Annotated in this window: 20 protein-coding genes; 5 read left to right on the top strand and 15 right to left on the bottom strand. The window is 73.0% G+C overall.

The window, feature by feature from the left end:
• Positions 1–469 precede the first annotated feature (469 nt).
• The 4 genes from gndA to ACFY2L_RS25415 all read right to left on the bottom strand — a co-directional run bounded on the left by gndA (position 470) and on the right by ACFY2L_RS25415 (position 5406).
• On the bottom strand, positions 470–1909 hold the full coding sequence (gene gndA, locus ACFY2L_RS25430; RefSeq protein ID WP_390657667.1) for an NADP-dependent phosphogluconate dehydrogenase: 1440 nt from the start codon (positions 1907–1909) through the stop codon (positions 470–472).
• A 156-nt stretch (positions 1910–2065) separates the two neighbouring features.
• Entirely contained in the window at positions 2066–2572 is a 507-nt protein-coding gene (locus tag ACFY2L_RS25425; protein ID WP_390657666.1) for a MarR family winged helix-turn-helix transcriptional regulator, read from the bottom strand.
• 54 nt (positions 2573–2626) lie between these two features.
• Positions 2627–3511, bottom strand: a complete 885-nt coding sequence (locus ACFY2L_RS25420; protein ID WP_390823451.1) for an LLM class flavin-dependent oxidoreductase — start codon at positions 3509–3511, stop codon at positions 2627–2629.
• Positions 3512–3726: 215 nt separating this feature from the next.
• Positions 3727–5406: a cellulase family glycosylhydrolase gene (locus ACFY2L_RS25415; RefSeq protein WP_390823450.1), complete on the bottom strand. Its 1680-nt coding sequence runs from the start codon at positions 5404–5406 to the stop codon at positions 3727–3729.
• 195 nt (positions 5407–5601) lie between these two features.
• Between ACFY2L_RS25415 and ACFY2L_RS25410 the strand changes: the two genes are divergently transcribed.
• Complete coding sequence (locus ACFY2L_RS25410; protein WP_390823449.1) at positions 5602–6117, top strand: hypothetical protein; 516 nt, start codon at positions 5602–5604, stop codon at positions 6115–6117.
• A 791-nt stretch (positions 6118–6908) separates the two neighbouring features.
• Here the strand turns inward: ACFY2L_RS25410 and ACFY2L_RS25405 are convergent.
• A complete protein-coding gene (locus ACFY2L_RS25405) occupies positions 6909–7472 on the bottom strand; it encodes a hemerythrin domain-containing protein (protein ID WP_390657662.1) in 564 nt (187 codons plus the stop codon).
• A 265-nt stretch (positions 7473–7737) separates the two neighbouring features.
• Between ACFY2L_RS25405 and ACFY2L_RS25400 the strand changes: the two genes are divergently transcribed.
• A complete protein-coding gene (locus ACFY2L_RS25400; protein ID WP_390823448.1) occupies positions 7738–9582 on the top strand; it encodes a protein kinase in 1845 nt (614 codons plus the stop codon).
• A gap of 48 nt (positions 9583–9630) precedes the next feature.
• Here ACFY2L_RS25400 and ACFY2L_RS25395 read toward each other — a convergent pair whose 3' ends face one another.
• Positions 9631–10821: a PucR family transcriptional regulator gene (locus tag ACFY2L_RS25395; protein WP_390823447.1), complete on the bottom strand. Its 1191-nt coding sequence runs from the start codon at positions 10819–10821 to the stop codon at positions 9631–9633.
• Between the two features lie 149 nt (positions 10822–10970).
• On the opposite strand from ACFY2L_RS25395, the gene ACFY2L_RS25390 reads away from it, so the two are divergent.
• On the top strand, positions 10971–12458 hold the full coding sequence (locus ACFY2L_RS25390; RefSeq protein WP_390823446.1) for a long-chain fatty acid--CoA ligase: 1488 nt from the start codon (positions 10971–10973) through the stop codon (positions 12456–12458).
• Between the two features lie 285 nt (positions 12459–12743).
• Positions 12744–14018 (top strand): glycosyltransferase, encoded by a 1275-nt coding sequence (locus ACFY2L_RS25385; RefSeq protein WP_390657659.1) that lies wholly within the window; start codon positions 12744–12746, stop codon positions 14016–14018.
• Positions 14019–14083: 65 nt separating this feature from the next.
• On the opposite strand, the gene ACFY2L_RS25380 is transcribed toward ACFY2L_RS25385, so the two are convergent.
• From ACFY2L_RS25380 to rfbA, 3 genes are all read right to left on the bottom strand, one after another.
• Entirely contained in the window at positions 14084–14974 is an 891-nt protein-coding gene (locus ACFY2L_RS25380) for a hypothetical protein (protein ID WP_390657658.1), read from the bottom strand.
• A 229-nt stretch (positions 14975–15203) separates the two neighbouring features.
• Positions 15204–15803, bottom strand: a complete 600-nt coding sequence (rfbC, locus tag ACFY2L_RS25375; protein ID WP_390657657.1) for a dTDP-4-dehydrorhamnose 3,5-epimerase — start codon at positions 15801–15803, stop codon at positions 15204–15206.
• A gap of 4 nt (positions 15804–15807) precedes the next feature.
• Complete coding sequence (gene rfbA / locus ACFY2L_RS25370; RefSeq protein WP_390657656.1) at positions 15808–16746, bottom strand: glucose-1-phosphate thymidylyltransferase RfbA; 939 nt, start codon at positions 16744–16746, stop codon at positions 15808–15810.
• 210 nt (positions 16747–16956) lie between these two features.
• Between rfbA and ACFY2L_RS25365 the strand changes: the two genes are divergently transcribed.
• Positions 16957–17343, top strand: coding sequence for a hypothetical protein (locus ACFY2L_RS25365; protein WP_390823445.1), 387 nt, complete (start codon positions 16957–16959; stop codon positions 17341–17343).
• Positions 17344–17433: 90 nt separating this feature from the next.
• On the opposite strand, the gene hypE is transcribed toward ACFY2L_RS25365, so the two are convergent.
• The 6 genes from hypE to ACFY2L_RS25335 are packed head-to-tail and all read right to left on the bottom strand — an operon-like array spanning position 17434 to position 23498.
• The gene (gene hypE, locus ACFY2L_RS25360; RefSeq protein ID WP_390657654.1) at positions 17434–18507 is read right to left on the bottom strand and encodes a hydrogenase expression/formation protein HypE; all 1074 of its coding nucleotides are present in this window, start codon (positions 18505–18507) and stop codon (positions 17434–17436) included.
• On the bottom strand, positions 18500–19627 hold the full coding sequence (gene hypD, locus ACFY2L_RS25355) for a hydrogenase formation protein HypD (protein ID WP_390823444.1): 1128 nt from the start codon (positions 19625–19627) through the stop codon (positions 18500–18502). The genes hypE and hypD overlap by 8 nt, the downstream gene beginning before the upstream one ends.
• Positions 19624–19929 carry a HypC/HybG/HupF family hydrogenase formation chaperone gene (locus tag ACFY2L_RS25350; protein WP_390657652.1) on the bottom strand — a complete coding sequence of 102 codons (306 nt, stop codon included), beginning with the start codon at positions 19927–19929 and terminating at the stop codon, positions 19624–19626. The genes hypD and ACFY2L_RS25350 overlap by 4 nt, the downstream gene beginning before the upstream one ends.
• Positions 19930–19959: 30 nt before the next feature.
• On the bottom strand, positions 19960–22335 hold the full coding sequence (gene hypF / locus ACFY2L_RS25345) for a carbamoyltransferase HypF (protein ID WP_390823443.1): 2376 nt from the start codon (positions 22333–22335) through the stop codon (positions 19960–19962).
• Positions 22332–23096: a hydrogenase nickel incorporation protein HypB gene (gene hypB / locus ACFY2L_RS25340; RefSeq protein WP_390823442.1), complete on the bottom strand. Its 765-nt coding sequence runs from the start codon at positions 23094–23096 to the stop codon at positions 22332–22334. Before hypB ends, hypF begins: the two co-directional genes overlap by 4 nt.
• Before the next feature lie 3 nt (positions 23097–23099).
• On the bottom strand, positions 23100–23498 hold the full coding sequence (locus ACFY2L_RS25335; protein WP_390657649.1) for a hydrogenase maturation nickel metallochaperone HypA: 399 nt from the start codon (positions 23496–23498) through the stop codon (positions 23100–23102).
• Positions 23499–23608 lie beyond the last annotated feature (110 nt).

The raw sequence follows: 23608 nt of genomic DNA, 5'->3' as shown, positions 1-23608 counted from the left end.
GCACGACCGAGCGGACCAGACACCCGAGCCGGCCGCACGACCGAGCCAGACCACACGGCCGGAACGACCCAGACACCCGCACCGGACGAACCCCCAACCGGACGGCCCCCCAGCCAGACCCGGCCCCGCCCCGGACAGACGGCAGCCAGGCAGACGGCCGAGCCGGACCAGACAACCGCGCCGGCCAGGCCGCCAAGCCAGACCACACGGCCGGAACGAACCAGGCACCCGCGCCGGGCGAGCGCCCCAACCGGACGGCCGGCCGAGCCAGACCCGGCGCCGCGCCGGACAGACGGCACCGGGCAGGCGGCCGAGCCGGACCAAGCGCCCGTGGCGGAGAGGTGGCCGACGGGGACGGGTGGCTGCCCCGGCTGACGGCGGAGGGGTGGCCTCCGTGGGTGGGGGACCTTCCGGTCCGTGCGGCGGTCGGCCGGCGGGCCGGAAGGGCGGGCAGCTGTTCCGGCCTGGGTCAGGCCGAGGTCTCCGGGCGGCCGGGGCTGGACCAGTGGGTGTGGAAGGCGCCGGGGCGGTCGGTGCGACCGTAGGTGTGGGCCCCGAAGTAGTCGCGCTGGCCCTGGAGGAGCGCGGCGGGCAGCCGTCCCGCGCGCAGGGTGTCGTAGTGGGCGAGGGCGGCGGAGAAGGCGGGCACGGGGATGCCGCGCCGGGCGGCGGAGGCGACCGTCTCCCGCCACGGCACCTGCGCGTCGGTGATCTCCATGGCGAACTCCATCTCGCCGAGGAGGCTCACCAGTTCCGGGTCGGCGGCGTACGCGGCACGGATGCGGTCCAGGAAGGACGCGCGGATGATGCAGCCGCCGCGCCAGATCTTGGCGACCGCGCCCAGGTCGATCTTCCAGCCGAACTCGGCGGCCGCGTCCTGGATCATCTTCCAGCCCTGGTCGTAGGCGATCACCTTGGAGGCGTACAGGGCGTGCTCGACCTGGGAGGTGAAGCGGGCGGCCTCGGTGCGGCTGAGCGCGGGGGTGGTGCCGCCGGGCAGCCCGGCGTAGGCGGCGCGCAGTTCACGCTGGCCGGAGGCGGCGCGGGCGAAGGTGGCCTGGGCGATGGCGGTGACCGGGGAGCCCAGGTCCAGCGCGGTCTGCACGGTCCAGCGGCCGGTGCCCTTCTGGCCGGCCGCGTCCGTGACGATGTCGACGAACGCCAGGCCGGTGGCGGCGTCGGTGTGGGCGAGGACCTCGGCGGTGATCTCGATCAGGTAGGAGCCCAGCCGGCCCTGGTTCCAGGTGCGGAAGACGTCTGCGATCTCGCCGGGGGTGTAGCCGGCGACCTGGCGGAGCAGGTCGTACGCCTCGGCGATGAGCTGCATGTCGGCGTACTCGATGCCGTTGTGGACCATCTTGACGAAGTGCCCGGCGCCGTCGGTGCCCACGTGGGCGGCGCAGGACTCGCCGTCCACCTTCGCGCTGATGGAGTCGAACATCGGGCCGAGGACGTCGTACGACTCGCTCGAACCGCCGACCATGATCGACGGCCCGTTGAGGGCGCCTTCCTCACCGCCGGAGACGCCGGTGCCGACGAAGTGGATGCCCTTCTCGCGCAGGGCGGCCTCGCGGCGGCGGGTGTCGGCGAAGTGGGCGTTGCCACCGTCGATGATCATGTCGCCGGGCTCCAGGAGCGGGGCGAACTCGTCGATGACGGCGTCGGTGACCGCACCCGCCTGCACCATGATCATCAGGCGGCGGGGGCGCTCGAGCGCGGCCACGAACTCCTCGGCCGACTCGGCGGGGACGAAGGCGCCCTCGTGGCCGAACTCCTCGACGAGCGCACGGGTGCGGCCCGCGCTGCGGTTGTGGACGGCGACGGTGTGGCCGTTGCGGGCGAAATTGCGCGCGAGGTTGCGGCCCATCACGCCGAGGCCGGTGACGCCGATGGCGGCGGTTGCGTTCACGAGGTACGTCCCTTGGATCGGTGGCGTGTATCGGAGGGGGGCGGGCAGCCCCGTACCCCCAGGTACGCGCCGTGGGCCGGTTCTTCTCGATGCCGGCACGTCGAACTCCTCGGACGGCTGCCGGACGACGGCGGGCCACCGCTCCCGCGCCGGGTCTCAGCGGCGCCGCCAGGGCAGCACCGCCGGGTCGGCCTCGGTGCCCTCGGCCCGGTGCAGGGCGTCGCTGATGGCCTCGCCGATCTCCGCGAACTGCCGTACCTGCTCGGGCGTGAGCACGTCGAACACCGCCCGGCGGACGGCCTCCACATGCCCCGGGGCGATCTCCACCAGCAGGGCCCTGCCCTCGTCGGTGAGGAAGGCGAGCTGACCGCGGCCGTCGGCGGGGTCCTCCCGCCGGTCGACGAGACCGATCTCCCGCAGCCGGTTCACCGCGTGGGTGAGACGGCTGCGGGTGATCTTCAGCCGCTGGGCCAGCTCGGACATCCCCAGGCCGCCGTCCGGCGCCATCGAGAGGTACGCCAGCAGGCTGTAGTCGGCGTGCGTCATACCGGCGTCGCGCCGCAGCTGCCGGTTGAGGTAGTCGGCGAGCAGGGTGGAGAAGTCGACGTAGGCCAGCCAGGCACGTCGTTCCTCGGCGGTGAGCCAGCGCGGCGTCGTGGACATGGCCACACCTTACCCAGAGCGACTTTTGTTTGAAATGTCAGATACAGCGCGTGGTCATCGCGGGGGCGGCGAGGAGGGGAGCGGTTCGTGGAACACGGCCTCGGCCAGGCGGTCCACCTGGTCGGGGTCCGGGGCCCAGCAGTAGAGGACGACCTCGTCGGCGCCGATGTCCGAGAGGGCTGCGACGGCCGCGCGGATCGCGCCCGGCGTGGTGAGCAGACCGTCCGCCATGTACTCGGCGCGGCCGCTGAACGCGTAGTAGTCGAGGAGGTTGCGCCGGGCCCGGTCCAGGGTGTCCCGCCCGCCGAGCGCGACGCTGACCTGGGCGACCAGACGCGGCCGGCCGGGGCGGTCGTACCTCGCCCAGGCCTTCTCCACGTCACGGAACAGGCCGCTCAGGTACGTCGGGGGCAGGGCGGCGCCGAGGAAGCCGTCGCCGAAGCGGCCCACCCGCTCGACGGCCGCCGGGGCGAAGCCGCCGAAGAGCACTTCGGGGCCGCCCGGTGTGCAGGGCGCCGGTCCGATCGGCCCGGCGCCTTCGCCGTACGGCTCACCGGCCCAGGTGCGACGCAGCCGGGTCATCTGCTCGTCGAGGCGGCGGCCCCGGGTGCGGAGGTCGATGCCGGCGGCCCGGCAGTCGTCCTCACGGCCGCCGACGCCGATGCCGAGGGTGAAGCGGCCGCCGGACACACGGTCGAGGGTCGCGGTCTGCTTGGCGAGCAGCGCGGTGTTGTGGTGGGGCGCGATCAGCACCTCGGTCTGGAGGCGGATGCGGGAGGTGGCACCGGCGAGGGCCGCCAGGGTGACCAGGGGCTCGGGGTTGTGGAAGACGAGCCGGTCGAGCAGGCCGAGGGTGCGGAACGGGGCCGCGTCGGCGCGACGCGCCCAGTCGAGGAGCAGGGCGGGGTCGTCGATGGGAAGGCCGAGGCCGATCTTCATGGAAGCAGTCCTCCGGAGGGTATGCGGACGGTGGGGCCGCCCCTCCTGACTCCGCGCGCTGATGCGCGGGCCTGCTCCCGTTCTGCGGCGATGGTTCCAGAGAGCGTGATGCGTAAGAGTGCCGCGACCGTAACGAGTCTGGCCGGCCCCGGGCAAACCCTTTTCCCTCCGGCCGGCCGGCGCCGGGTCCGTCGGCCGGCCGGAGGAAGGGCGTCTCACGTGGTCGCGCAGGCGCTGCCGTTGAGGGTGAAGGCGGTCGGTGCGGTGTTGGTGGCGCCCTTGCCGCCGATGAAGCCGACGGTGACCGAGCCGCCGGCGGGGATGGTGGAGGTGTACGACGCGGGCGCGACACTGACGGTGCCACCGCTCTGGGTGGGGGTCCCGCCCCACATGTTGGTCACGGTCTGCCCGTCGGCGAAGGCGAACACGAGCTTCCAGCCGTTGATCGCGGCGGTGCCGGGGTTGCGGAGGACGAGTTCGCCCTGGAAGCCGCCGGGCCACTCGCCCAGGACGCGGTAGCCGACGGAGCAGGGCGTGGCGGGTGCGCTCGTCGTCGTGACGGCGACCGTGCCCGAGCGGGCCGAGCGGTTGCCGGCCGCGTCCCGGGCGTAGACGGCGAAGGTGTACGCCGTGCTCGCGCTGAGCCCGGTCACGGTCACGCTGTTGGTGGTGGAGGCGGCGACCGTGGTCTCGGTGCCGCCGCCGACACGGACGACGTCGTAGCCGGTGACGCCGACGTTGTCGGTCGCGGCGGTCCAGGAGAGCGTCACCGACGTGGCCGTCACGCCGGAGGCGGTGGGGGTGCCGGGGGTGGTCGGGGCCTGGGAGTCGCCGGGGGTGCCGCCGCCGTAGACGGTGGCTTCCTTCGCGGTCTGGGCGATGCCGTCGGCGCCGTTGAAGACGCGCCGGCCCCAGGAGCTGAGCCGGGTGGGGTCGAAGTCGGTGACCAGGTCGAGGATCGGGTCGGTGTTGCCGCTCCACGACCAGGCGAGGTAGCCCAGGTCGAGCTGCTCGGCGGCGGCCATCATGGTGTCCTCGTCCGGGTCGCCCCACTGGTCGGCCGGGCCACCGAACTCACCGATGAGGATGGGCAGTTCGGCGTCGACGAAGGCGTTCAGATAGTCGGTGATCTCCGCGGCCGTGTCGAAGACGCTGTACATGTGGATCGAGAAGATCAGGTTGCCTGTGGTGTCGGCGGCGTAGACGGACCGGGCGTTGGCGCGCATCACGCCCTGCCAGTCCTGGCCCCAGTTGGGCGCGTCCACCATGATCGTGTGCTGGAAGCCGGCGTTGCGCAGCTTCTTGATCGCGGCGATCGTCGGGTCGGTCCAGCCCTCGGGGGCGGTGTTGCCCCAGGGCTCGTTGCCGATGTTGATGACGACGTAGTCCTCCTGGCCGGCCAGGACGTCCTTCAGGCCGATCCAGTAGTCGGCGGCCTGGTCGAGGGTGCCGGCCGCGCTGTCCTCGCCGTAGCCGGTGGTGTCGTGCACCTCCAGGACGCAGATGAGGCGGTTGGCCTTGCACTGGGCGACGACGTTCGCCACGTCCGAGGCGCTGTTCGCGCTCCAGCGGTGGCCGTCGGCGAGGACGACGCGGACCGTGTTGGCGCCCAGCGCCTTGATGTCGGCCAGCGACTGGAGCTCGCCGGGGTACCAGGTGTGGGCGTGATTGACGCCACGCATGACGAAATCGTTCCCGTTGGCTTCGAGCAGCCGGCCGTCGCCGATGTGGAGGCCGGTGGCGGCGAGGCCGCCGGAGCGGGCCTGGGCCTGGGCGGGGGCCGGGGCGAGGGCACCCAGGGCGACCAGGCCGAGGAGCACGGCCAGCCTGGTCAGCAAGGTGGTCAAGGGGCTCTTGCGCGGCGGACCGCCGGTGGTGCTTCTTGTCGTTCTCACTGCGACTCCAGGAGTGAGGCCAAGAAGGCAAGGTGGGGGACATGACGTGGGGGCACTATATGGGAGCGCTCCCATGAAGCCACTGTGCCAAGTACACGTCAAGGGACCGCGCAGTGCTCCGCTACCGTTTCGGAGGAACCCGAATCCTCTCGGCCCCTGTCACCCCGCCCCCGCACCCCGCTCGGACGGTCCTCTGTGCTCGCAGACCTCGCCCCGCTCATCGCCGCGACCACCCAGTGGCTGACCCGCGCCTACCCCGCGTCCGGTGGCGCGCTCGCCGCCGCCCTGTGCGAGGCGCAGGCCCGACAGGCGGTCACCGTCGCGGCCTGGCTGCGCTATCCGACGGCCACGGACACGGCGCTGGTCGGGATGACGGGCCCCGGCGGCTCGGCCGGGCTCGACCGGATGAGCGGCGCCGCGGAGGACCCGGACGACTCGGCCTGGCGCAGCTGGGTGGACGAGGTCGTGGCGAGCTGGGCGGCCGGTCTGCTCGCCGATCCGCAACTGGCCGCACGGGCGGTGGCCGGCCTCACCGGCGGCGCCCACACGAGCGGTACGCCGGTGGAGTTCCGGCGCCTGATCGCCCCCGACGCCCACGACCGCCGAGCGGCGGCCCTCCTGCGCCACCCCGACCTGATCGCCCCCGTCGCCGACCTCCACCACGCCCGTCTCCTGGACCGGTTGAGGCCGGGGCAGGCGCTGATCGCCTGAGGGTCGGGGTCGGCCGACGACTCACGCGGCGGCCCGCTGATGGCCCGGCGGGGTGGCGGGGCGCTGATCGCTTGCGGGCGGCGCGCTGAGCGCCGGTGCGCGAAAGCCGCCTGATCACTCGCGGGCGACGCGGGGAGCCCGGTGGGCGAAGGCCGGCTGATCACTCGCGGGCGACGCGCGGAGCACCGGCGGGACAACGGCCGGCTGATCGCCTGAGGGATGCTCGCCGGGCGGCGGCGAGGCGTGGCAGCGGCCGGCCGATCGCTTGATGGCTGCCCGCACATCGCCAGGCCGGATGGCGGGTGGACCCCGGCGCCTACCGTCAGGAACGCCCCACTCCCTGGCCTGCGAGAGATCCCGAGGAGAGGCCGAACAGCGCGGGACGCCGCCGAGCGTGCGGGCCTCCAGGCCGAAACCGGGGCGGGCGGGCGGCTCCGCCGCAGGCGGACCCTGGACCGGCGGCAGCACGCTCACCCCGGGGGCCGCCCAGGGCCACGGACGATCCTGACCGCCAGGCGGTCAGAAGCCGGGCCGGAGGGGGTGACTTCCCGTCAAGGCGTGCCTGCTACGGAGCCCAAAGAAGCCGAACACACGGGACGCCGCCGAGCGCGCGGGCGCACGCGCCGCGAACGAGGCGCCCGGTCGCCGCCCGAGGGCGGCCGGCTCCGCCGCAGGCGGACCCGGGGCCGGCGGCGACGCGCTCGACCCGCGGGCCGCCCAGGGCCATGGACGACCGTGACCGCCGGGCGGTCAGAGGCCGTGGTCCCCGGACCGGAGGGGGTGGCTTCGCGTCAGGCGTGCTTGCCTCGGCCGGACAGGGCGTCGCGGAGGCGGTCGATCATGCCGACGCCCGGAGCCAGCATCTTGTTCGCCGGGGGCTTGTCGGGGGCGGCCGGGTGCGGCCGTGTCGGCGCCGTCTTCTTCGCCATGCGGACCTTCTCCCCCAGACTGTCCAGGGCGTCCGGCGGACACGCGGCGCGCAGCCGGGGGAAGAGGTTCTGCTCCTCGTCGGCCACATGCTCGCGGATCTCCCGCATCAGCTTCACCATGAGCTGGTCGAACCGCGCGTCGTCCGCCGCGCAGCCCTCCAGGTCCTTCATGATCTGCTCGGCCTCGGCGTGGTCCTCCAGTTCCTTGTCGGCCAGCGCGTCACCGCCGTCGACGTGCTCGCGCACCGCCGGATAGAGGTAGGCCTCCTCGGCCACCGAGTGCCGGACCAGCTCCATGGTGACCTGGTCCGCGTACATCTTGCGGTCCTTGTGTCCCGACGGCAGCGCCGCGATCTTCCCGAACAGCTCCTCGACCTCGCGATGATCGGTCACCAGTTCGTCGATGACGTTTCCACCATGACCCATGCCGTCCTCCTCCAGCCGAACCCGGCGGGCTCCCGGAACGGGCCCGCCAGGCCCCGGGTGCCCCGGCCGCCGCCCCTTGAACTTCGCCCGTCCTGGCTCGCCGGAGGTCTCCCGGAGACCGTCCGGGGCACCGGGCGCGAAGCCCCCGGTGATCACGAGCCGACGGAAGTGTTTGAAAGCCTGAGCACAGGCGGCGACTGGGCTAGCCTCGTTCTCCGCGCCTGAGAACGAACTGACGTACGGCGAACATCACTTCGGGAGTTCCGTGACTGACCAGCGGCCGACCCCACCGAGTGCCACGGCGAACGAGGCCGCCGCACTGCGGCAGACCGGCGCCTCACCCCTGCGGGTCGGCGATCCCGGCCGTGTCGGCCCCTATGTGCCGTTGGCGCTGCTCGGCAGCGGCGGGATGGGACGGGTCTATCTGGCCCGGGCGGCCGACGACACCCCGGGGCTGTTCGCCGTGAAGGTGATCCGGCCGGAGTACGCCGAGGACGTCCGCTTCCAGCGCCGTTTCGAGCGCGAGGCAGCCGTGCACGCCCGGCTCGGCCCGCCGTACGCGCCGCTGCTGTGCGGTACGGGCTTCGAGGACGAGTTGCTCTGGATGGCCACCGAATACGTTCCGGGGCTCGATCTGACGGAGGCCGTACGCGGGGACGGCTCCCTGCCGACGGCCACCGTGTGGCGGCTGACGGCGGACCTGGGGCGGGCGCTCGCCGCCCTGTCCGCCGCGGGCGTCGTCCACCGGGATCTGAAGCCCTCCAACGTGCTGCTGTCCGACCAGGGCACCCATCTGATCGACTTCGGGATCTCCAAGGCCGCGGACGCGAGCGCGCTCACCGGCACCGGAAACCGGGTGGGCACCCCGGCCTACATGTCGCCGGAGTACCTCAGGACCGGCCGGTGCGACACCGCGTCGGACGTGTTCTCGCTGGCCTGCACCCTGGTCTACGCGGCGGCCGGGCGCGCCCCCTTCGGTGACGGCACCGGGGTCGACGTCATGCACCGGGTGGCGTTCGAGGAGCCCGACCCGGAGGTGACCGCCGCCGTCTCGGCGGCCGACCCGGAACTCGCCTCGCTGCTGTCCCGCTGTCTGGCCAAGGAACCCGGTCAGCGGCCCACCCCCGAGGATCTGATCGAGCTCGCCGGGGCGCGGACCGGGGTGTCCGACTGGCCCGAGCCGCTGCACGGCGAGGTACTGGCCCGCCGGCGGGCGTACGAGACGCTGCACCGGCTCCCCGCCGAACGGGCGGCCCTGCTGCGTCCCTCGCGGCACCGTGTCATGGCCGTGGTACCCCCGCCCGCCGCGCTGAGCCGCCCCGCGGCACCCGGCGTCGCCGCCGTGCCGTCGGAGGCCGCACCCGCGTCCGCCTCGAAGCCGGCCCCGGCCTCGGCCTCGGCTTCGGCGCCCACGTCCGCGTCCGCCGACGCGTCGTCAGGAGCGTTACCCGGCGCGGGACCCCGAGGGTGGCCACGCCGGAGAGGGGTGCTGGTCGTCACGGCGGCCGCCGCCCTCTGCGCCGTCGCCGCAGGTGTGCTCGTCCTCGTCCGCCCGGACGGTCCCGCGACCGCCGCCCCTCCGGCGGACCAGGTGACGGTGACCGGCGCCGTGCCCGCCGACCGGCCCGGCAACGCCGCTCCGGGGACGCCCGACGTGGCGGACCGGGCCTCCGCCGCGGGCTCGTCCGACGGACGCGCCGACGTCGCCGGCGGCAGCGGCTCCGCGCGGCCGGACGCCTCCGCTTCCACGACCGGTGACGCCGCGAGCGCCCCGGCCACCGGCGCGGCGGGCGCGGGGACCAGCGCCCCCGCCACTCCGGGCACGGACCCCGCCACCCCGTCGGCCGAGCCGGCCGGCGAACCCTGGAACACCGACTGCACGTACTACGACGGCAGCGGACGCACCCGTCAGGGCGACAGCGGCGTGAAGGTGTCGCAGGTGCAGTGCATGCTGACGAAGCGCGGATACAGCGTCGGAAGCGCCGGTGTGAACGGGGAGTTCGGGCCCGAGACGGCGAGCGCGGTGAGCGCCTTCCAGAGTGACAAGGGCCTGTCCGCCGACGGTGTGGTGGCCCGCGCCACCTGGGTCGCGCTGCGCGCCGGCGACTGAGCCACGCCTGCCGGACGACCTCGCGGCCCACGGCGCCGGCAGGAGCGGTCACCCGGTTCCCGGATCCATCGGAACCGCCCCCGTATTGCGGACGGCCGGGAGGGCGGCGCCGAGGTCCGCCACCGTGCGCGGGTCGGAGAGGGAGCGGCCGGTCAGCTCCTCGACGCGGCGCAGCCGGTAGCGGACGGTGTTGGGGTGCACGAAGAGGGTCCGTGCGGTGTCCGCCGCGGAACCGGCGGCGGCGAACCAGTGTTCCAGGGTGGTCAGGAGGCGGGCCCGTTCCGCCGCGGGGAGGTCGAGCAGCGGTCTGAGGACCACCTCGGTCAGATGGGCCGCCTCGGCCGGCGCGGCGGCGACGAGCATCGCCAGCGGATTGTCGTCGAACCGTGCGACGCCTGGTCCGGTGCCCGGCAGACCGGCCAGGGCCAGCCGGGCGAAGCGCAGGGCCCGCGGAGTGTCCCGCAACGAGTGGAAACCGGGGCTGACGCCGACCCGGGCGCGGGCGCGCCGCAGGGTGCGCAGACAGGTCTGCTCGGCCGTCGGCGTGGCCAGGGCGACCACACCGATCTGCTGGTCCGGCAACAGCCGCCAGGCGGAGGGGAGTTGCGCCTGACGCAGCGCCGTCTCGATACCCGCGAGGGGCTCCTCGCCGGGGGCGCCCGCCACCGCGGCGACGACCGCGAAGGGCCCCTGTTCGGGCAGGCCCAGCTCATGCGCGGCCTCCCAGAGCGTGGTGCGGTCCGAGATGACACCGGTGAACAGCGCCTCCACCAGCGCCGAGCGCCTGGCCTCGCGCTGCAGGGTCAGCTCCGCCGCGGTCTCCCGGTGGGCCGCCGCCACGGCCTCCGCGTAGCGGCCGAACAGGGCCCAGATCTCCGCCGACTGGGACACCAGCTGGGCGTCGGAGACCTCGGGGTGGGTGCGGGACTCCTCGACGATCTCCGACCACAGGAGTTCGAAGCCGATCCGGTAGGCGTGCAGGGTGTCGGCCAGCGGCATGCCCTGTTCGGCGCGCATCCGGCCGGTCTCGCGGGCCGGGCTCGGATCCGGGGCGCCCGCACGGTGGAAGTGGCTCAGGATGAGGTCGGCGTTGGCGGTGCACGAGCGGCGCAGCGAGTCGAAGGGGATCAGTGACTCGTCCTGGTAGGCGTCGACGTCGGAGCGGATGCGCTGTGCCATCCGCTCGCCCAGTTCCGGCAGCCGGGCGTGGAGCGCCGCGGTCACCCCCGAGAGGTCCATTCCCCCAGCTTAAGCCGCTCTTCTTGTCCTCCGGAACAATCCCGGCGGGGAGACACTGTGCCACCGCCCATAGGCCGTCGCCGATTGCGCCAGCACCATGTCGTGCACGTGAACGGCGGATTTCGACGGGGACATTCGTGGAGGCGGGCATGGCCAATCTGGCGGCGTTTCTGGTGGACACGGCGGCGCGGCAGCCGGACCGTCCGGCTCTGCGGCTGGGCGGTCAGGTGACCGCCTACGCGGAGCTGGACGAGCGCAGTGCCCGCGTCGCGGCGCTGCTGCGGGCCGAGGGCGTGCGACCGGGCGACCGGGTGGCTCTCATGCTGCCCAACGTCCCCGAGTTCGTCGTCCTGTACTACGGCGTGCTGCGTGCCGGGGCGGTCGTCGTACCGATGAACCCGCTGCTGAAGGCGCGGGAGACCGAGTACCACCTCACCGACTCCGGGGCGAGAGTGCTGTTCGAGTGGCACCAGGCACCGGGTGAGGGCACGCAGGGCGCGGTGGCCGCCGGGGTGCGGCACCTGGCCGTGGAACCCGCCGCCTTCGCCGGTCTGCTGGCCGGGCACGAGCCGCTGGCCGGCATCGCGGAGACGGACGACGAGGACCTGGCCGTCCTCCTGTACACGTCCGGCACCACGGGCCGCCCGAAGGGCGCCTCGCTCACCCATGGCGGGCTGCGGCACAACACCGAGGTCAATGCGGTCCATGTGCAGCAGATGACACCGGACGACGTGGTGGTGGGCTGTCTGCCGCTGTTCCACATCTTCGGCCAGATCTGCACCATGAGCGTGGCCGTGCGCGCCGGCGCCTCTCTCACGCTGGTGCCCCGTTTCGATCCGCAGGCCGTGCTGGACGCCATCGCGCGTGACCGGGCCACGGTCTTCGAGGGCGTGCCCACCATGTACGCGGCCCTGTTGCAGCACCCGTCGGAGACGGACGTGTCGACCCTGCGCATGTGCATCTCCGGCGGCGCCTCGCTGCCGGTGGAGATCCTGCACGGCTTCGAGCGGCGCTTCGGATGCGCGATCCTCGAAGGGTTCGGCATGTCGGAGACGAGCCCGGTGGTGACGTTCAACCACCCCGACCGGCCGCGCAAGCCCGGATCCATCGGCACCCCGATCCGGGACGTGGAGGTGCGGCTGCTGGACGAGAAGGGGCAGGACGTGACGCCCGGCGAGGTCGGCGAGCTGGCCGTCCGGGGACCGAACGTGATGAAGGGGTACTGGAACCGTCCGGAGGAGACGGCGGCCACCGTTCCGGACGGCTGGCTGCGCAGCGGCGACCTCGCGCGGCAGGACGAGGACGGCTACTTCTACATCGTCGACCGCAAGAAGGACATGATCATCCGCGGGGGCTACAACGTCTACCCGCGGGAGATCGAGGAGGTCCTGCACGAGCACCCGGCCGTCGCGCTGGCCGCCGTGGTGGGCGTGGGCCACGCCCACCTGGGCGAGGAGATCGCGGCCGCGGTCGTCCTGCGCCCGGGTGCCCAGGCCACCCCCGACGAACTGCGTGAGTTCGTCAAGGACCGGGTGGCGGCGTACAAGTACCCCCGGCAGATCTGGCTCATGGACAAGCTCCCGACCGGCCCGAGCGGCAAGATCCTCAAGCGGGAGATCACGGCACCGGCGGGGTGAGCATCGCGGCTGTCCGGCGGTGACGACGGGCGGATCCCGCGTGACGGTGGGAAGGGGGCGGCCGGCTGACGACGGCCGCCCCGCCGCGTGGTGGGCGGGTGCGTGCAATCGGGTGGTCCGTCCACCCCACCGCCTGCCGAACGGCGACGTCGTCAGGACGGGCTCGTAACCTCGGCGGAAATGACGGTGGCCGGCTCCGGACCACCGCGGGCCATGCCAAGTGCTGGCGGGATTCCGGGACTTCACAGGCCGCCCTCACCGACACCGAGCCACGCAGGGAGCATCATGACGTCGACCGCCACCCCGAGGTTCTCCGTCTTCACCCCCAGCCACCGGCCCCGCTTCCTGGACGAGTGCCTGGCCACCCTGCAGGCGCAGACCTGTACGGACTGGGAGTGGATCGTCCTGCTCAACAACGGGGCCCGATGGCGACCGGAGCACCCCGACGAGCGGATCCGGGTGGAGATCGCGGACGACATCACCGGTGTGGGCGCCGCCAAGCGCAGGGCCTGCGAGCTCGCACGCGGCGAGATCCTCGTCGAGCTCGACCACGACGACCTGCTGGCGAAGGCGTGTCTGGCGGAGCTCGGCAAGGCGTTCGACGCGCACCCCGAGGCCGTCTTCGTCTACAGCAACACCGCGCAGATCACCGAGAAGGGCAAGCGGGACGAGAGCCGTTTCAACGAGACGCACGGCTGGCACTACGAGGACGTACGCGTCGACGGCCGCAAGCTGCTGCAGGTGCGGTCCATGGCGCCGACGCCGCACAACGTCTCGTACATCTGGTACGCGCCCAACCATGTGCGCGCGTTCCGCAAGGACGCGTACGAGCGAGCCGGGGGGTACGACGCCGCCCGTTCGGTGCTGGACGACCAGGACCTGATGTGCCGGCTGTTCCACGTCGGCGACTTCCACCACATCCCGCGCTGTCTGTACCTCCAGCGGATGCACTCCGCGAACACCCAGCTCGACCCCGAGATCAACGCGTTCATCCAGCGCGAGACGGTCGCCCTGTACGACCGGTACATCGAGGCCAACGCGCTCGCCTGGACCCACCGCAGGGGGCTGCTCGCCCTGGACCTCGGCGCGGCCCACCGCAAGCCGCCCGGTTACGTGGGCGTGGACAAGTACCCGGGCAAGGGCGTGGACATCGTCGCCACCCTGCCCGGCAGACTGGACCTGCCCGACGACTCCGTCGGCCTCGTGCGGGCGGTGAACTTCCTCGAGCACGTGCCCGCGAAGGTGCCCCTGATCAACGAGCTGTACCGGCTGCTGGCACCCGGCGGCATGCTGCTCGTCACGACGCCCAGCTCCGACGGCCGCGGCGCGTACCAGGACCCGGGTCATGTGGCGTACTACAACGAGAACTCGTTCTGGTACTACACGGACGACCAGTACCGCGCCTTCGTGCCCGACCTCGAGGCCAGGTTCCAGAGCTCACGCCTCGCCACCTACTTCCCCTCCGAGTGGCACTCCGAGAAGAACATCTCGTACGTCGTCGCCAACCTCATCGCGATGAAGGACGGCGCCGAACGGTGCGGCGGTCCGTTGCTGGTCTAGGACGAACGCCGAGGGGCGCCCCGGGGCCGAAAGCTCCGGGGCGCCCCTCGCACGGGGGTGCTACGTCACGTCGCGCAGAGCACGTAAGCCGTGATCGTCTGGTTGGAGGTGGTGGTGACCGTCCAGCCGGTGGGCGGCGTATCGGGCAGCACGCCACCGCTCGGGAAGCTGTCACGAATGGAGCCCGTGCTGGTGGTGAATCCACCACCCACCACGGACTCGCCCGGGAGACACTCCACCGTCGCCGTCATGACGTCGGTGTCGGTGAAGGTACGGATCGTGATGCCGTTCAGCCCTCCCTGCGCACCCTGGGCTCCCTGAGCACCCTGGGCTCCTTGCGCACCCTGGGCTCCCTGGGCTCCCTGGGCTCCCTGGGCTCCCTGAGCACCCTGAGCTCCCTGAGCTCCCTGGGCTCCTTGGACGCCGACGAGCCCCTCAGCACCCTGGGCCCCCTGGGCCCCCTGAGCACCCTGGGCTCCTTGGACGCCGACGAGCCCCTCAGCACCCTGGGCCCCCTGAGCACCCTGGGCCCCCTGAGGACCGCGCGGGCCCTGGACACCCTGGGGACCACGCGGGCCCTGGACACCCTGGGGACCACGCGGGCCCTGCGGACCCTGCTTGCCCGGCTTGCCCTGCGGGCCACGGGGGCCCTGTGGGCCACGGTCGCCCTTGTGGTGGGGATCGCGGTCCCCGTAGCGGTCGACGGTGGCGCCCGCACGGCCCGGTGCCATCATCTCGCCGCCCTGGGCACCCGCCCGGCGCAACGCGTCGGCGATGGCCACGGGCAGTTCCGCGGTCGAGCGGGACCGGGCGGCGGAGCTCTCGGTCGCGTGTCCGTGCACCGCCTCCGCGGCGGCCACCGTCCCCGGGACGACGCTGAGCGCCACGGCGGCGGCGCCCGCCGTCAGCAGCGTGGCGGACTTCAGGCGCGAATTTCGGATCGTTCTACGGCTCAAGAGAACCTTCCTCACATCTGGAGGGTCGGAGCGCAGGAGCGCACTCGGCGTGCTTCATTCCGCCTGCGTCGCAACACCCTCTGCCATGAACGACGTCATCCCTTCCACCGGTATGAAGAAATGATGGAGAGGACAACCCGCCTCGCGTACGAAGATCACCCGTGCGGCGTCGAACACCTGCGCCGAAGCCGACGTTGTGGTTGCCTCGAGGTCCGCCCCCGGCGATTCCTCAGGTGCCGCTCACGAGACTTCCGCGATATGCGGTGCAGTCCGAGAAGGAAGGCAGCAGCCCCTGCCGCTCGGCCTCCTCCAGCGTGGGCGCGGCGGCGTCCTTGTCGGAGAGAAGGGGGGTCAGATCGTCGGGCCAGGCGATGGCCAGTGCCGGGTCGAGCGGGTTGATCCCGTGTTCGCGCTGGGGCGCGTACCCCTGCGAACAGAGGTAGACGACCGTGGAGTCGTCCTCCAGTGCCATGAACGCGTGGCCCAGCCCTTCCGAGAGATAGAGGCAGCGATGGGTGGTGTCGTCGAGCCGGACGGCCTCCCATCTCCCGAAGTCCGGGGAGCCGACGCGGATGTCGACCACGACGTCGAGGACGGCGCCGCCGACGCAGGTGACGTACTTCGCCTGGCCCGGCGGGACCGTCGCGAAGTGGACACCGCGCAGGGTGCCGCGGACGGAGCGGGAGCAGTTGGCCTGCTCGAAGCGGAATCCGTGCCCGACGGCCGCACGGAAGGCGTCGCTCCTGAACCACTCGTGGAAGCGTCCCCTGTCGTCCGTGAAAACCCGGGGCGTGTCCACCCACGCCCCCTCGATGCCGAGCGGTTCCATGTGATCACTTCCTTCCGCCGGGCAGCCCGGGCGCGTCGCACAGCAGCTCCTGGCCGCCTCGGGCCGGGACGGGGTCGCGGGTGTCGTCCAGCAGGCCCAGCAGATAGTGGCCGTATCCGCTCTTGAGCAGCGGCCGGGCCAGTTCCCGCAGCCGGTCGTCGTCGATCAGGCCGGCCCGCCACACGGCCTCCTCGACACAGCCGACCTTGAAGCCCTGGCGCTCCTCGATGACCCGGACGAATTCCGAGGCCTGGACCATGGAGGTGAAGGTTCCGGTGTCGAGCCAGGCGGTGCCCCGGTCCAGCCGGGTGACCTGTAGTTCGCCCGCTTCCAGATAGACGCGGTTGAGGTCGGTGATCTCCAGCTCGCCCCTGGCACTGGGGCGCAGGCCGCGGGCGATGTCCACGGCGCGGTTGTCGTAGAAATAGAGCCCGGGTACCGCGTAGCGGGACCGGGGGCGGGCCGGCTTCTCCTCGATGGAGACCGCGCGCCCCAGGTCGTCGAACTCCACCACACCGTAGGCCGAGGGATCGGCGACCTGGTAGGCGAACACCCTGCCGCCCGCCGAGACGTCGTGCCGGGCCAGCCGGGTGCCGAGGCCGCTGCCGTGGAAAATGTTGTCGCCCAGAATAAGGGCCACGGATTCGTCGCCGATGAATCCGGCGCCCAGCACGAATGCGTGGGCAATTCCCTCCGGGCGATTCTGCGCCATGTATTCCAGCCGCAGGCCCAGATGGCTTCCGTCACCGAGCAGCCGTCGGAACTGGCTCTGGTCCTCCGGGGTGGTGATGATCAGGATGTCCCGGACGCCGGCCATCACGAGCGTGGACAGCGGGTAATAGACCATGGGTTTGTCGAAGACCGGCAGCAGTTGCTTCGACACCGAACGGGTCAACGGCCACAGCCGCGAGCCGGTCCCTCCGGCCAACAGGATTCCGCGCACGGCCACACCATAAGTCAGCCATTAGTGAATACCGGCTTTTAACACGGTTTTCCGGCACGTGTACGGCCGGCGGTGCGGGTACGGCTCCCGGGACCTGGGCGGCCCGCCTCCCCGCCGGTCACGACATGCCCGAGATGACAGGAGACGAGATGATTCAGTCATCACGGCGACGCGCGACCGGCGTCCCCCCACAGAACAGGCAGGTCGGCCATGCCGAAGAAACCACACGGGTCCGAGCCTCCCCACGGAAAGGGCCCGAGCCGGCACGAGGGCACCGAGCAGCACGGCTGGGCGCCCGACGTCGACGAGACACGTCAGCAGGACAACCCGAGCGCCCACCGCTCCTTCCACCCCGAGGAGCACGCGCCCGGACGGGGCCCGGGCCGGACCAGGTCCAAGGAGGAGACCAGGTCCGTTCCGGGTGACGAGGTCAGCAGTGACGGCGTCCGCGGTGAGGAGTACGCCGGCGAGGACGAGAAGGGCCGCCGGGACACCGGACGCAGGGGCCGCTCCCAGCGCCCCAGCGGCACCAGGGACGCGTCCGCCACGACGGGCGTGGACCCGCAGGACCCGCCGTCCCGGCGCGGCCGGGGATAGCGCGGGCCCTTCCCGGGCCCCTGCCGCAGTCCCCTTTCACGTTCCGGGTGCGGTGGCGTGGGCAGATCCGACCGTCCCGGTCCGGCGGCGTCAGCAGATCCGCGGCAGCTGCTCCCCGATCGGCAGATCGACCACCCGCGTGCCGCCAAGGCCGGTGCGGGCCACCACCATGCCGGGATGCGCCTCGACGGTCTCGCCGACGACCACGGCGTCCGCGCCGAGCGGATGGGCGCGCATCGCCTCCAGGACGGCGTCGGCGTGCTCGCGCGGGACGAAGGCCACCAGCTTGCCCTCGTTGGCGATGTACATGGGGTCCAGGCCGAGGATGGCGCAGGCGTTGGCGACGGCCGGCGGCACCGGGATGTCGCGTTCGCGGAGGACCACGCCGGTGCCCGAGGCCGCCGCGATCTCGTTGAGCGCGGCGGCCAGCCCGCCCCGGGTGGGATCGCGCAGCACGTGCAGATCCGGGGTGACGGCGAGCATCGCCTCGACCAGGCCGCCGAGCGGCGCGCAGTCGCTGGCGATCTCCACCCCGAACTCCAGGCCCTCGCGGACACTCATGATGGCCACGCCGTGGACGCCGATGGCGCCGCTGACGATCACGACGTCACCGGGGACCACCCGCTGCGGACGCAGGTCCACGCCCGCCGGGACGACGCCGATGCCCGCCGTGTTGATGAAGATCCCGTCGCCGTGGCCGGCCTCCACCACCTTGGTGTCGCCGGTGGCCACCTCCACGCCCGCCGTGCGCGCCGCCGCGCCCAGCGCCTCGGAGACCCGGGTGACCGTGTCCAGCTCGACACCCTCCTCCAGGATGAATCCGCAGGAGAGATAGGCGGCGCGGGCGCCGCTCATGGCGAGGTCGTTGACGGTGCCGTTGACCGCCAGGTCGCCGATGCTGCCGCCCGGGAAGAACAGCGGGCGGACCACGTAGGAGTCGGTGGAGAAGGCCAGCCGGGCGCCGCCCAGGGAGACGACGGCGGCATCGCCCATCCCGGCGAGCACCTCGCCGCCGTAGGCGGGGGCGAAGATCTGCTGGACCAGCTCGGCGGAGAGGACTCCGCCGCCGCCGTGGCCCATGACGACCCGGGGCCGGTCGCGCAGGGGCGCGGGGCAGGTCCATCCCTCGATGTCGAGGGCGGGGAGTCCGGTGGTGTCAGACAACGGGGCTCGCCTCCCGGGCCGCGGTGGCGGGCACGTCCAGCCGCCGGTACAGGTAGTACGCCGCGCAGGCGCCCTCGCTGGAGACCATGGTGGCCCCCAGCGGCGTACGCGGGGTGCACAGCGTGCCGAAGGCGGCGCACTCGTGCGGCTTGAGCAGGCCCTGCAGGACCTCTCCGCTGCGGCACGCGGCCGGTTCCTCCGTCCGGATGCCGTCGACCTGGAAGCGGTGCTCGGCGTCGTGGTCGCGGTACTTCGGTGACAGCCGCCAGCCGCTGCCGGGGATCACCCCGATGCCCCGCCAGGCACGGTCGGTGACCTCGAAGACGTCCTCCAGCATGGCCCGTGCGGCGGGGTTGCCCTCCGGGCGGACGGCGCGCGCGTAGGCGTTGTCGACGGTGTGCTCGCCGCGTTCCAGCTGCCGCACGGTCCGGCGTACGCCTTCGAGGATGTCCAGGGGCTCGAAGCCCGTGACGACGATCGGCACGCGGAAGCGTTCCGCCAGTCCGGGGTACTCCCCCACGCCCATCACGCTGCACACGTGCCCGGCCGCGAGGAAACCCTGCACCCGGCAGCTCGGCGACGACATGATCGCCTCGATGGCGGGCGGTACGCGGACATGGGAGACCAGCATGCTGAAGTTCCGGACGCCCTGCTCTCGGGCCTGATGGACGGTCATGGCGTTGGGCGGCGCCGTCGTCTCGAAGCCGATCCCGAAGAACACCACCTCGCGGTCCGGGTTCTGGCGGGCGATCCGCAGGGCGTCCAGCGGCGAGTAGACGACGCGTACGTCGCCGCCCTCCCCGCGGACCTGGAACAGGTCCCGGCCGGTGCCCGGCACCCGCAGCATGTCCCCGAAGGAGCAGAAGATCACTTCCGGCCGGGAGGCGATCTCCAGCGCCTTGTCGATGACCTCCAGCGGGGTCACGCACACGGGACAGCCCGGACCGTGGATCAACTCCACCTCTTCGGGCAGGAGTTGGTCGATGCCGTGCCGGATGATGCTGTGGGTCTGCCCGCCGCAGACCTCCATCAGCGCCCAGGGCCTGGTCACCGTGGCACGGATGTCGTCGAGGAGCCGGCGGGCCAGCTCCGGGTCCTGGAACTCGTCGATGTACTTCACGGCCCGTGCACCTCTTCCACCGGCTCCACGCCCGCCTCCGCCGCCGCCATCTCCCAGGCGTCGCCGAACTCCTCCTGCAACATGCCGAGTTCGGCGAAGAGTTCGAGCGTCTGCTTGGCCGACTCCTCGTCGAGGCGCTGCAGGGCGAACCCGACGTGGACGATGGCGTACTCGCCGACCTGGAGATCGGGCAGGTACTCCAGGCACACCTCCTTGACCACGCCGCCGAAGTCGACGGTGGCCATCCGGGTACCGTCACGTTCCTCGATGTCCAGCACTCTGCCGGGTACCGCCAGGCACATGGGCCTCTCCTCGCTCTGGGTCACGGGTGGTCATGGGGTGGGGACGGCCCGGGCGGCCACGATCAGCTGGCCCAGCGCCAGACCGCCGTCGTTGGGCGGCACGAGGCGGTGCCGCAGGACCGTGAAACCGTCCTCGCGCAGGGCGGTGGCGCAGGCCGAGGAGAGCAGGGTGTTGGCGAACACCCCTCCGGTCAGGGCGACCGTGTCCAGGCCGTGCCGCTCCCGGGCCGCCGCGCACATCCGGTGCACCAGGCCGGTCACGCCCCGGTGGAAGCGGGCCGCGACCAGGGCCGGCGCGTGGCCCGCGCGCAGGTCGCGGACGACGGCCGCGAGGACGGGTGCCGGATCGGCCCGTACGGCACCGCCGTCCCGCTCCTTTGGCGCGTGCAGGGCGAAGGCGTAGGCGGCGGTGTCCCCGGCGGGCGCCCGCAGGGCGGCCCCCTCCAGCTCGACCGCGGCCTGGGCTTCGTATCCGGCCCGGTGGCACACCCCGGCGAGCGAGGACACGGCGTCGAAGAGCCGGCCCATGCCGGACGTGCGGACGCAGTGCAGACCGGTCTCCAACTGGCGGCGCAGGACGGGGAGTTCCTCGGGCGGGCAGGCGGCGGTACAGGGCAGGTCGGCCGACCAGTCGATCCCGGCCGCCCGCAGATGGGACAGGGCCATGCGGTACGGCCGGCGCACCGCGGCGTCGCCGCCGGGCAGCGGGACGTACGCCAGGTGCCCGAACCGGGTGAAGCCGTCGTAGTCGGCGAGCAGGAACTCCCCGCCCCACATGGCGCCGTCGTCGCCGTGACCGGTGCCGTCGAAGGCGACGCCGATCACCGGCCGGGTGCCGTCGAGGCCGTGTTCGGCCATCACGGCGGCGACATGGGCGTGATGGTGCTGGACCCGCGCCACGGGCCGGCCGGCCGCGTTCCGGTCGGCCCACCGGGCGGAGCGGTACCCGGGATGCCGGTCGGCCACCAGGGTCTCGGGCCGCACCCCGGTGAGGGACCCGAGGTGCGCCGCCGCGTGCGCGAACGCCCGCTGGGTGCCGAGGTCGTCCATGTCGCCGATGTGCGCGGACAGCCACGCCCGGCGGCCCTGTCCGAGACAGAAGGCGTTCTTCAGGTCTCCGCCGACGGCGAGCGCGGGACGGACGGGCAGCGGCAGCGGGACCGGCAGCGGGGCGTAGCCGCGCGAGCGGCGGATCAGCAGCGGTTCGCCGTCGCAGACGCGGACCACGGAGTCGTCGCAGGGAACGCGGATGGGCCGGTCGTGGGTGAGCCAGGCGTCGGCGAGGTGCGCGAGCCGTTCGAGTGCCTCGGTGTCGTCGGTGACGATCGGCTCCCCGCAGACGTTGCCGCTGGTCATGACGAGCAGCCGGGGCCCGTCGGGATCGCCCGGCAGGCCGAGCAGCAGGTGGTGCAGGGGGGTGTACGGCAGCATCACCCCGAGGTCGGGGCTGCCGGGCGCGACGGCCTCGGCGGGGCGCGGGGCCCCCGCGGGGTACGACGGGTCCGGGCGGCGCCGCAGGAGTACGACGGGCCTGATGCCGCCTTCGAGCAGGCGCCGTTCCTCGGGGCCCAGCCGGACGAGGTGCTCGACGTCGGCCGGGCCGCGGGCCATGACGGCGAACGGTTTGTCGCCGCGGGCCTTGCGGTGCCTGAGGAGGGCGACGGCCGTGCCGTTGGTGGCGTCGCAGGCCAGGTGGTAGCCGCCCAGTCCCTTCACGGCGAGGATCGCGCCGCCGGCGAGCAGCGCGCGGGCCCCGGCGACCGGGTCCGCTCCGGCCGGGGTGTCGGAGCCCGGCAGGATCAGCCGCAGCCGCGGCCCGCAGGCCGGGCAGGCGACCGGCTGTGCGTGGAAGCGCCGGTCGCCCGGATCGCCGTACTCGCGGGCGCAGTCGGGGCACATCGCGAAGCCGGCCATCGTGGTGTGGGCCCGGTCGTAGGGCACGCCGGTGACGATGGTGAAGCGCGGACCGCAGTGGGTGCAGTTGACGAAGGGGTGGCGGTGGCGCCGGTCCGCGGGGTCGGCCAGTTCGGCGAGGCAGTCGGCGCAGGTGGCGCTGTCCGGGGAGACCAGGGTGCGGGCCGGCCCTCCGGTGCGGGAGGCGAGGATGGTGAACGCCTCACCGCCGGTGGGGGGCAGTTCCTGGTGGTGGACGGACTCCACGCGGGCCAGCGGGGGTGCCTGGGCGGCGATCCGGGCGCAGAACCGGGCCACGGCCGAGGCGCTGCCCTCGACCTCGGCGACGACGCCCTCCGGGGTGTTGGTGACGTGTCCGACCAGCGCGAGTTCGGTGGCGAGGCCGTACAGGTACGGGCGGAAGCCGACGCCCTGCACCACTCCGCGGACGACGACCCGGCGGCGCAGCGGAGGGTCGCCGGCGACGGCGGCCGCTGACGGCGGAGCGCTCACGAGCGCTGGGGGGCCAGGGCGCCGGCGTCGGCCGCGCCCGGGTGGGGGTGGGTGTGGCCGTGGTGAGCGTCCGGCTGCCCGGCCATGACCGGGGTGTGGACGGGGGTGCCGGCCGCGGCGGCCAGCGCCCTGTCGAGCAGCGCGCCGACGCCCTTGCCCCTGCGTGCCGAGGTCAGGACGACCTCGACGCCCGGGTTGACCTGTTCCACGTTCGCGCGGAAGGCGATCTCGTCGAACTCGACGGCTTCGGCGATGTCGGTCTTGGTGACCACGACGAGATGGGCGAGGCCGAAGGCGGTGGGGTACTTCAGCGGCTTGTCCTCGCCCTCCGTCACGGAGGCGAGGACGACCCTGAGGGTCTCCCCCAGGTCGTAGGAGGCGGGGCAGACCAGGTTGCCGACGTTCTCCACGAACAGCAGCCGGGTGTCCCCGGGCAGCCATCCGTCGAGGTGGCCGGCGAGCATCCCCGCCTCCAGGTGGCACAGTCCGTCGGTGAGCACCTGTCTGACCGGGACGCCCGCCCGGGCCAGGCGCGCGGCGTCGTTCTCGGTGGCGAGGTCGGCGGTCAGCGCCGCGACGGGCACGGACCGCTCGCGGGCCCGCAGCAGTTCCTGCTCCAGCAGCGCGGTCTTGCCGCTGCCGGGGCTGGAGAGCAGGTTGACGACCGTGGTGCCGCGAGCGGCGAGGTGGTCGCGCAGGGTGTGGGCGCTCGCGTCGTTCTTCGCGAGCACGGCCTGCCGCAGGTCGGCGACACGACACATGGTTCAGCACTCCTCGGGGATCGGTGCGCCGGTGGGCGCGGGTGCGGCGTCGCCGTCCTCCCACCGCACGCCGGTGATCTGCAGTTCCCGCCCGGCGACCAGGTCGGTGCTGCCGCCGCCGCACCCGGGGCAGGTGAGCCGGGGCGGCATGCCGACGGCCCAGGCGTGCGCGCAGGAGGTGCAGCGGGCCCTCCCGGGCACCGCCTCGGTGACCAGTTCGGCGCCTTCCAGCAGGGTCCCGGCGCAGGCCAGTTCGAAGCAGAAGGCGAGCGCGTCGGGGACGACTCCGGCCAGTTCGCCCACCTGGAGCCGTACCGAGCGGACCGCCGTGACGTCACCGGCCCGCGCGGCGGCCTCGGTGACCTGGTCGACGACGGCCAGCGCGACGGACATCTCGTGCATCGGTCCTCGACCTCCCGGGTGTGGCTGCCGCCGGCCTTCATTAGAGGCGGGTGCACCCGGGCCGCACGGCCCGGCACGCCGTCACCGGCCGGCGGGTACGCCGTTCGACG

Origin of the sequence: Streptomyces sp. NPDC001381 (assembly GCF_042895685.1) — a bacterium.
Classification (GTDB): Bacteria; Actinomycetota; Actinomycetes; order Streptomycetales; family Streptomycetaceae; genus Streptomyces.
This window is presented reverse-complemented; position numbering and strand designations above follow the sequence as displayed.

Excerpts from the sequence above, each read along its gene's own strand:
- ACFY2L_RS25420 (WP_390823451.1), bottom strand. The coding sequence starts at position 3,511 with ATGAAGATCGGCCTCGGCCTTCCCATCGACGACCCCGCCCTGCTCCTC.
- ACFY2L_RS25390 (WP_390823446.1), top strand. The coding sequence starts at position 10,971 with ATGGCCAATCTGGCGGCGTTTCTGGTGGACACGGCGGCGCGGCAGCCG.
- ACFY2L_RS25425 (WP_390657666.1), bottom strand. The coding sequence starts at position 2,572 with ATGTCCACGACGCCGCGCTGGCTCACCGCCGAGGAACGACGTGCCTGG.
- ACFY2L_RS25395 (WP_390823447.1), bottom strand. The coding sequence starts at position 10,821 with ATGGACCTCTCGGGGGTGACCGCGGCGCTCCACGCCCGGCTGCCGGAA.
- ACFY2L_RS25350 (WP_390657652.1), bottom strand. The coding sequence starts at position 19,929 with ATGTGCCTGGCGGTACCCGGCAGAGTGCTGGACATCGAGGAACGTGAC.
- ACFY2L_RS25385 (WP_390657659.1), top strand. The coding sequence starts at position 12,744 with ATGACGTCGACCGCCACCCCGAGGTTCTCCGTCTTCACCCCCAGCCAC.
- ACFY2L_RS25335 (WP_390657649.1), bottom strand. The coding sequence starts at position 23,498 with ATGCACGAGATGTCCGTCGCGCTGGCCGTCGTCGACCAGGTCACCGAG.
- hypB (WP_390823442.1), bottom strand. The coding sequence starts at position 23,096 with ATGTGTCGTGTCGCCGACCTGCGGCAGGCCGTGCTCGCGAAGAACGAC.
- rfbC (WP_390657657.1), bottom strand. The coding sequence starts at position 15,803 with ATGGAACCGCTCGGCATCGAGGGGGCGTGGGTGGACACGCCCCGGGTT.
- ACFY2L_RS25405 (WP_390657662.1), bottom strand. The coding sequence starts at position 7,472 with ATGGGTCATGGTGGAAACGTCATCGACGAACTGGTGACCGATCATCGC.
- ACFY2L_RS25365 (WP_390823445.1), top strand. The coding sequence starts at position 16,957 with ATGCCGAAGAAACCACACGGGTCCGAGCCTCCCCACGGAAAGGGCCCG.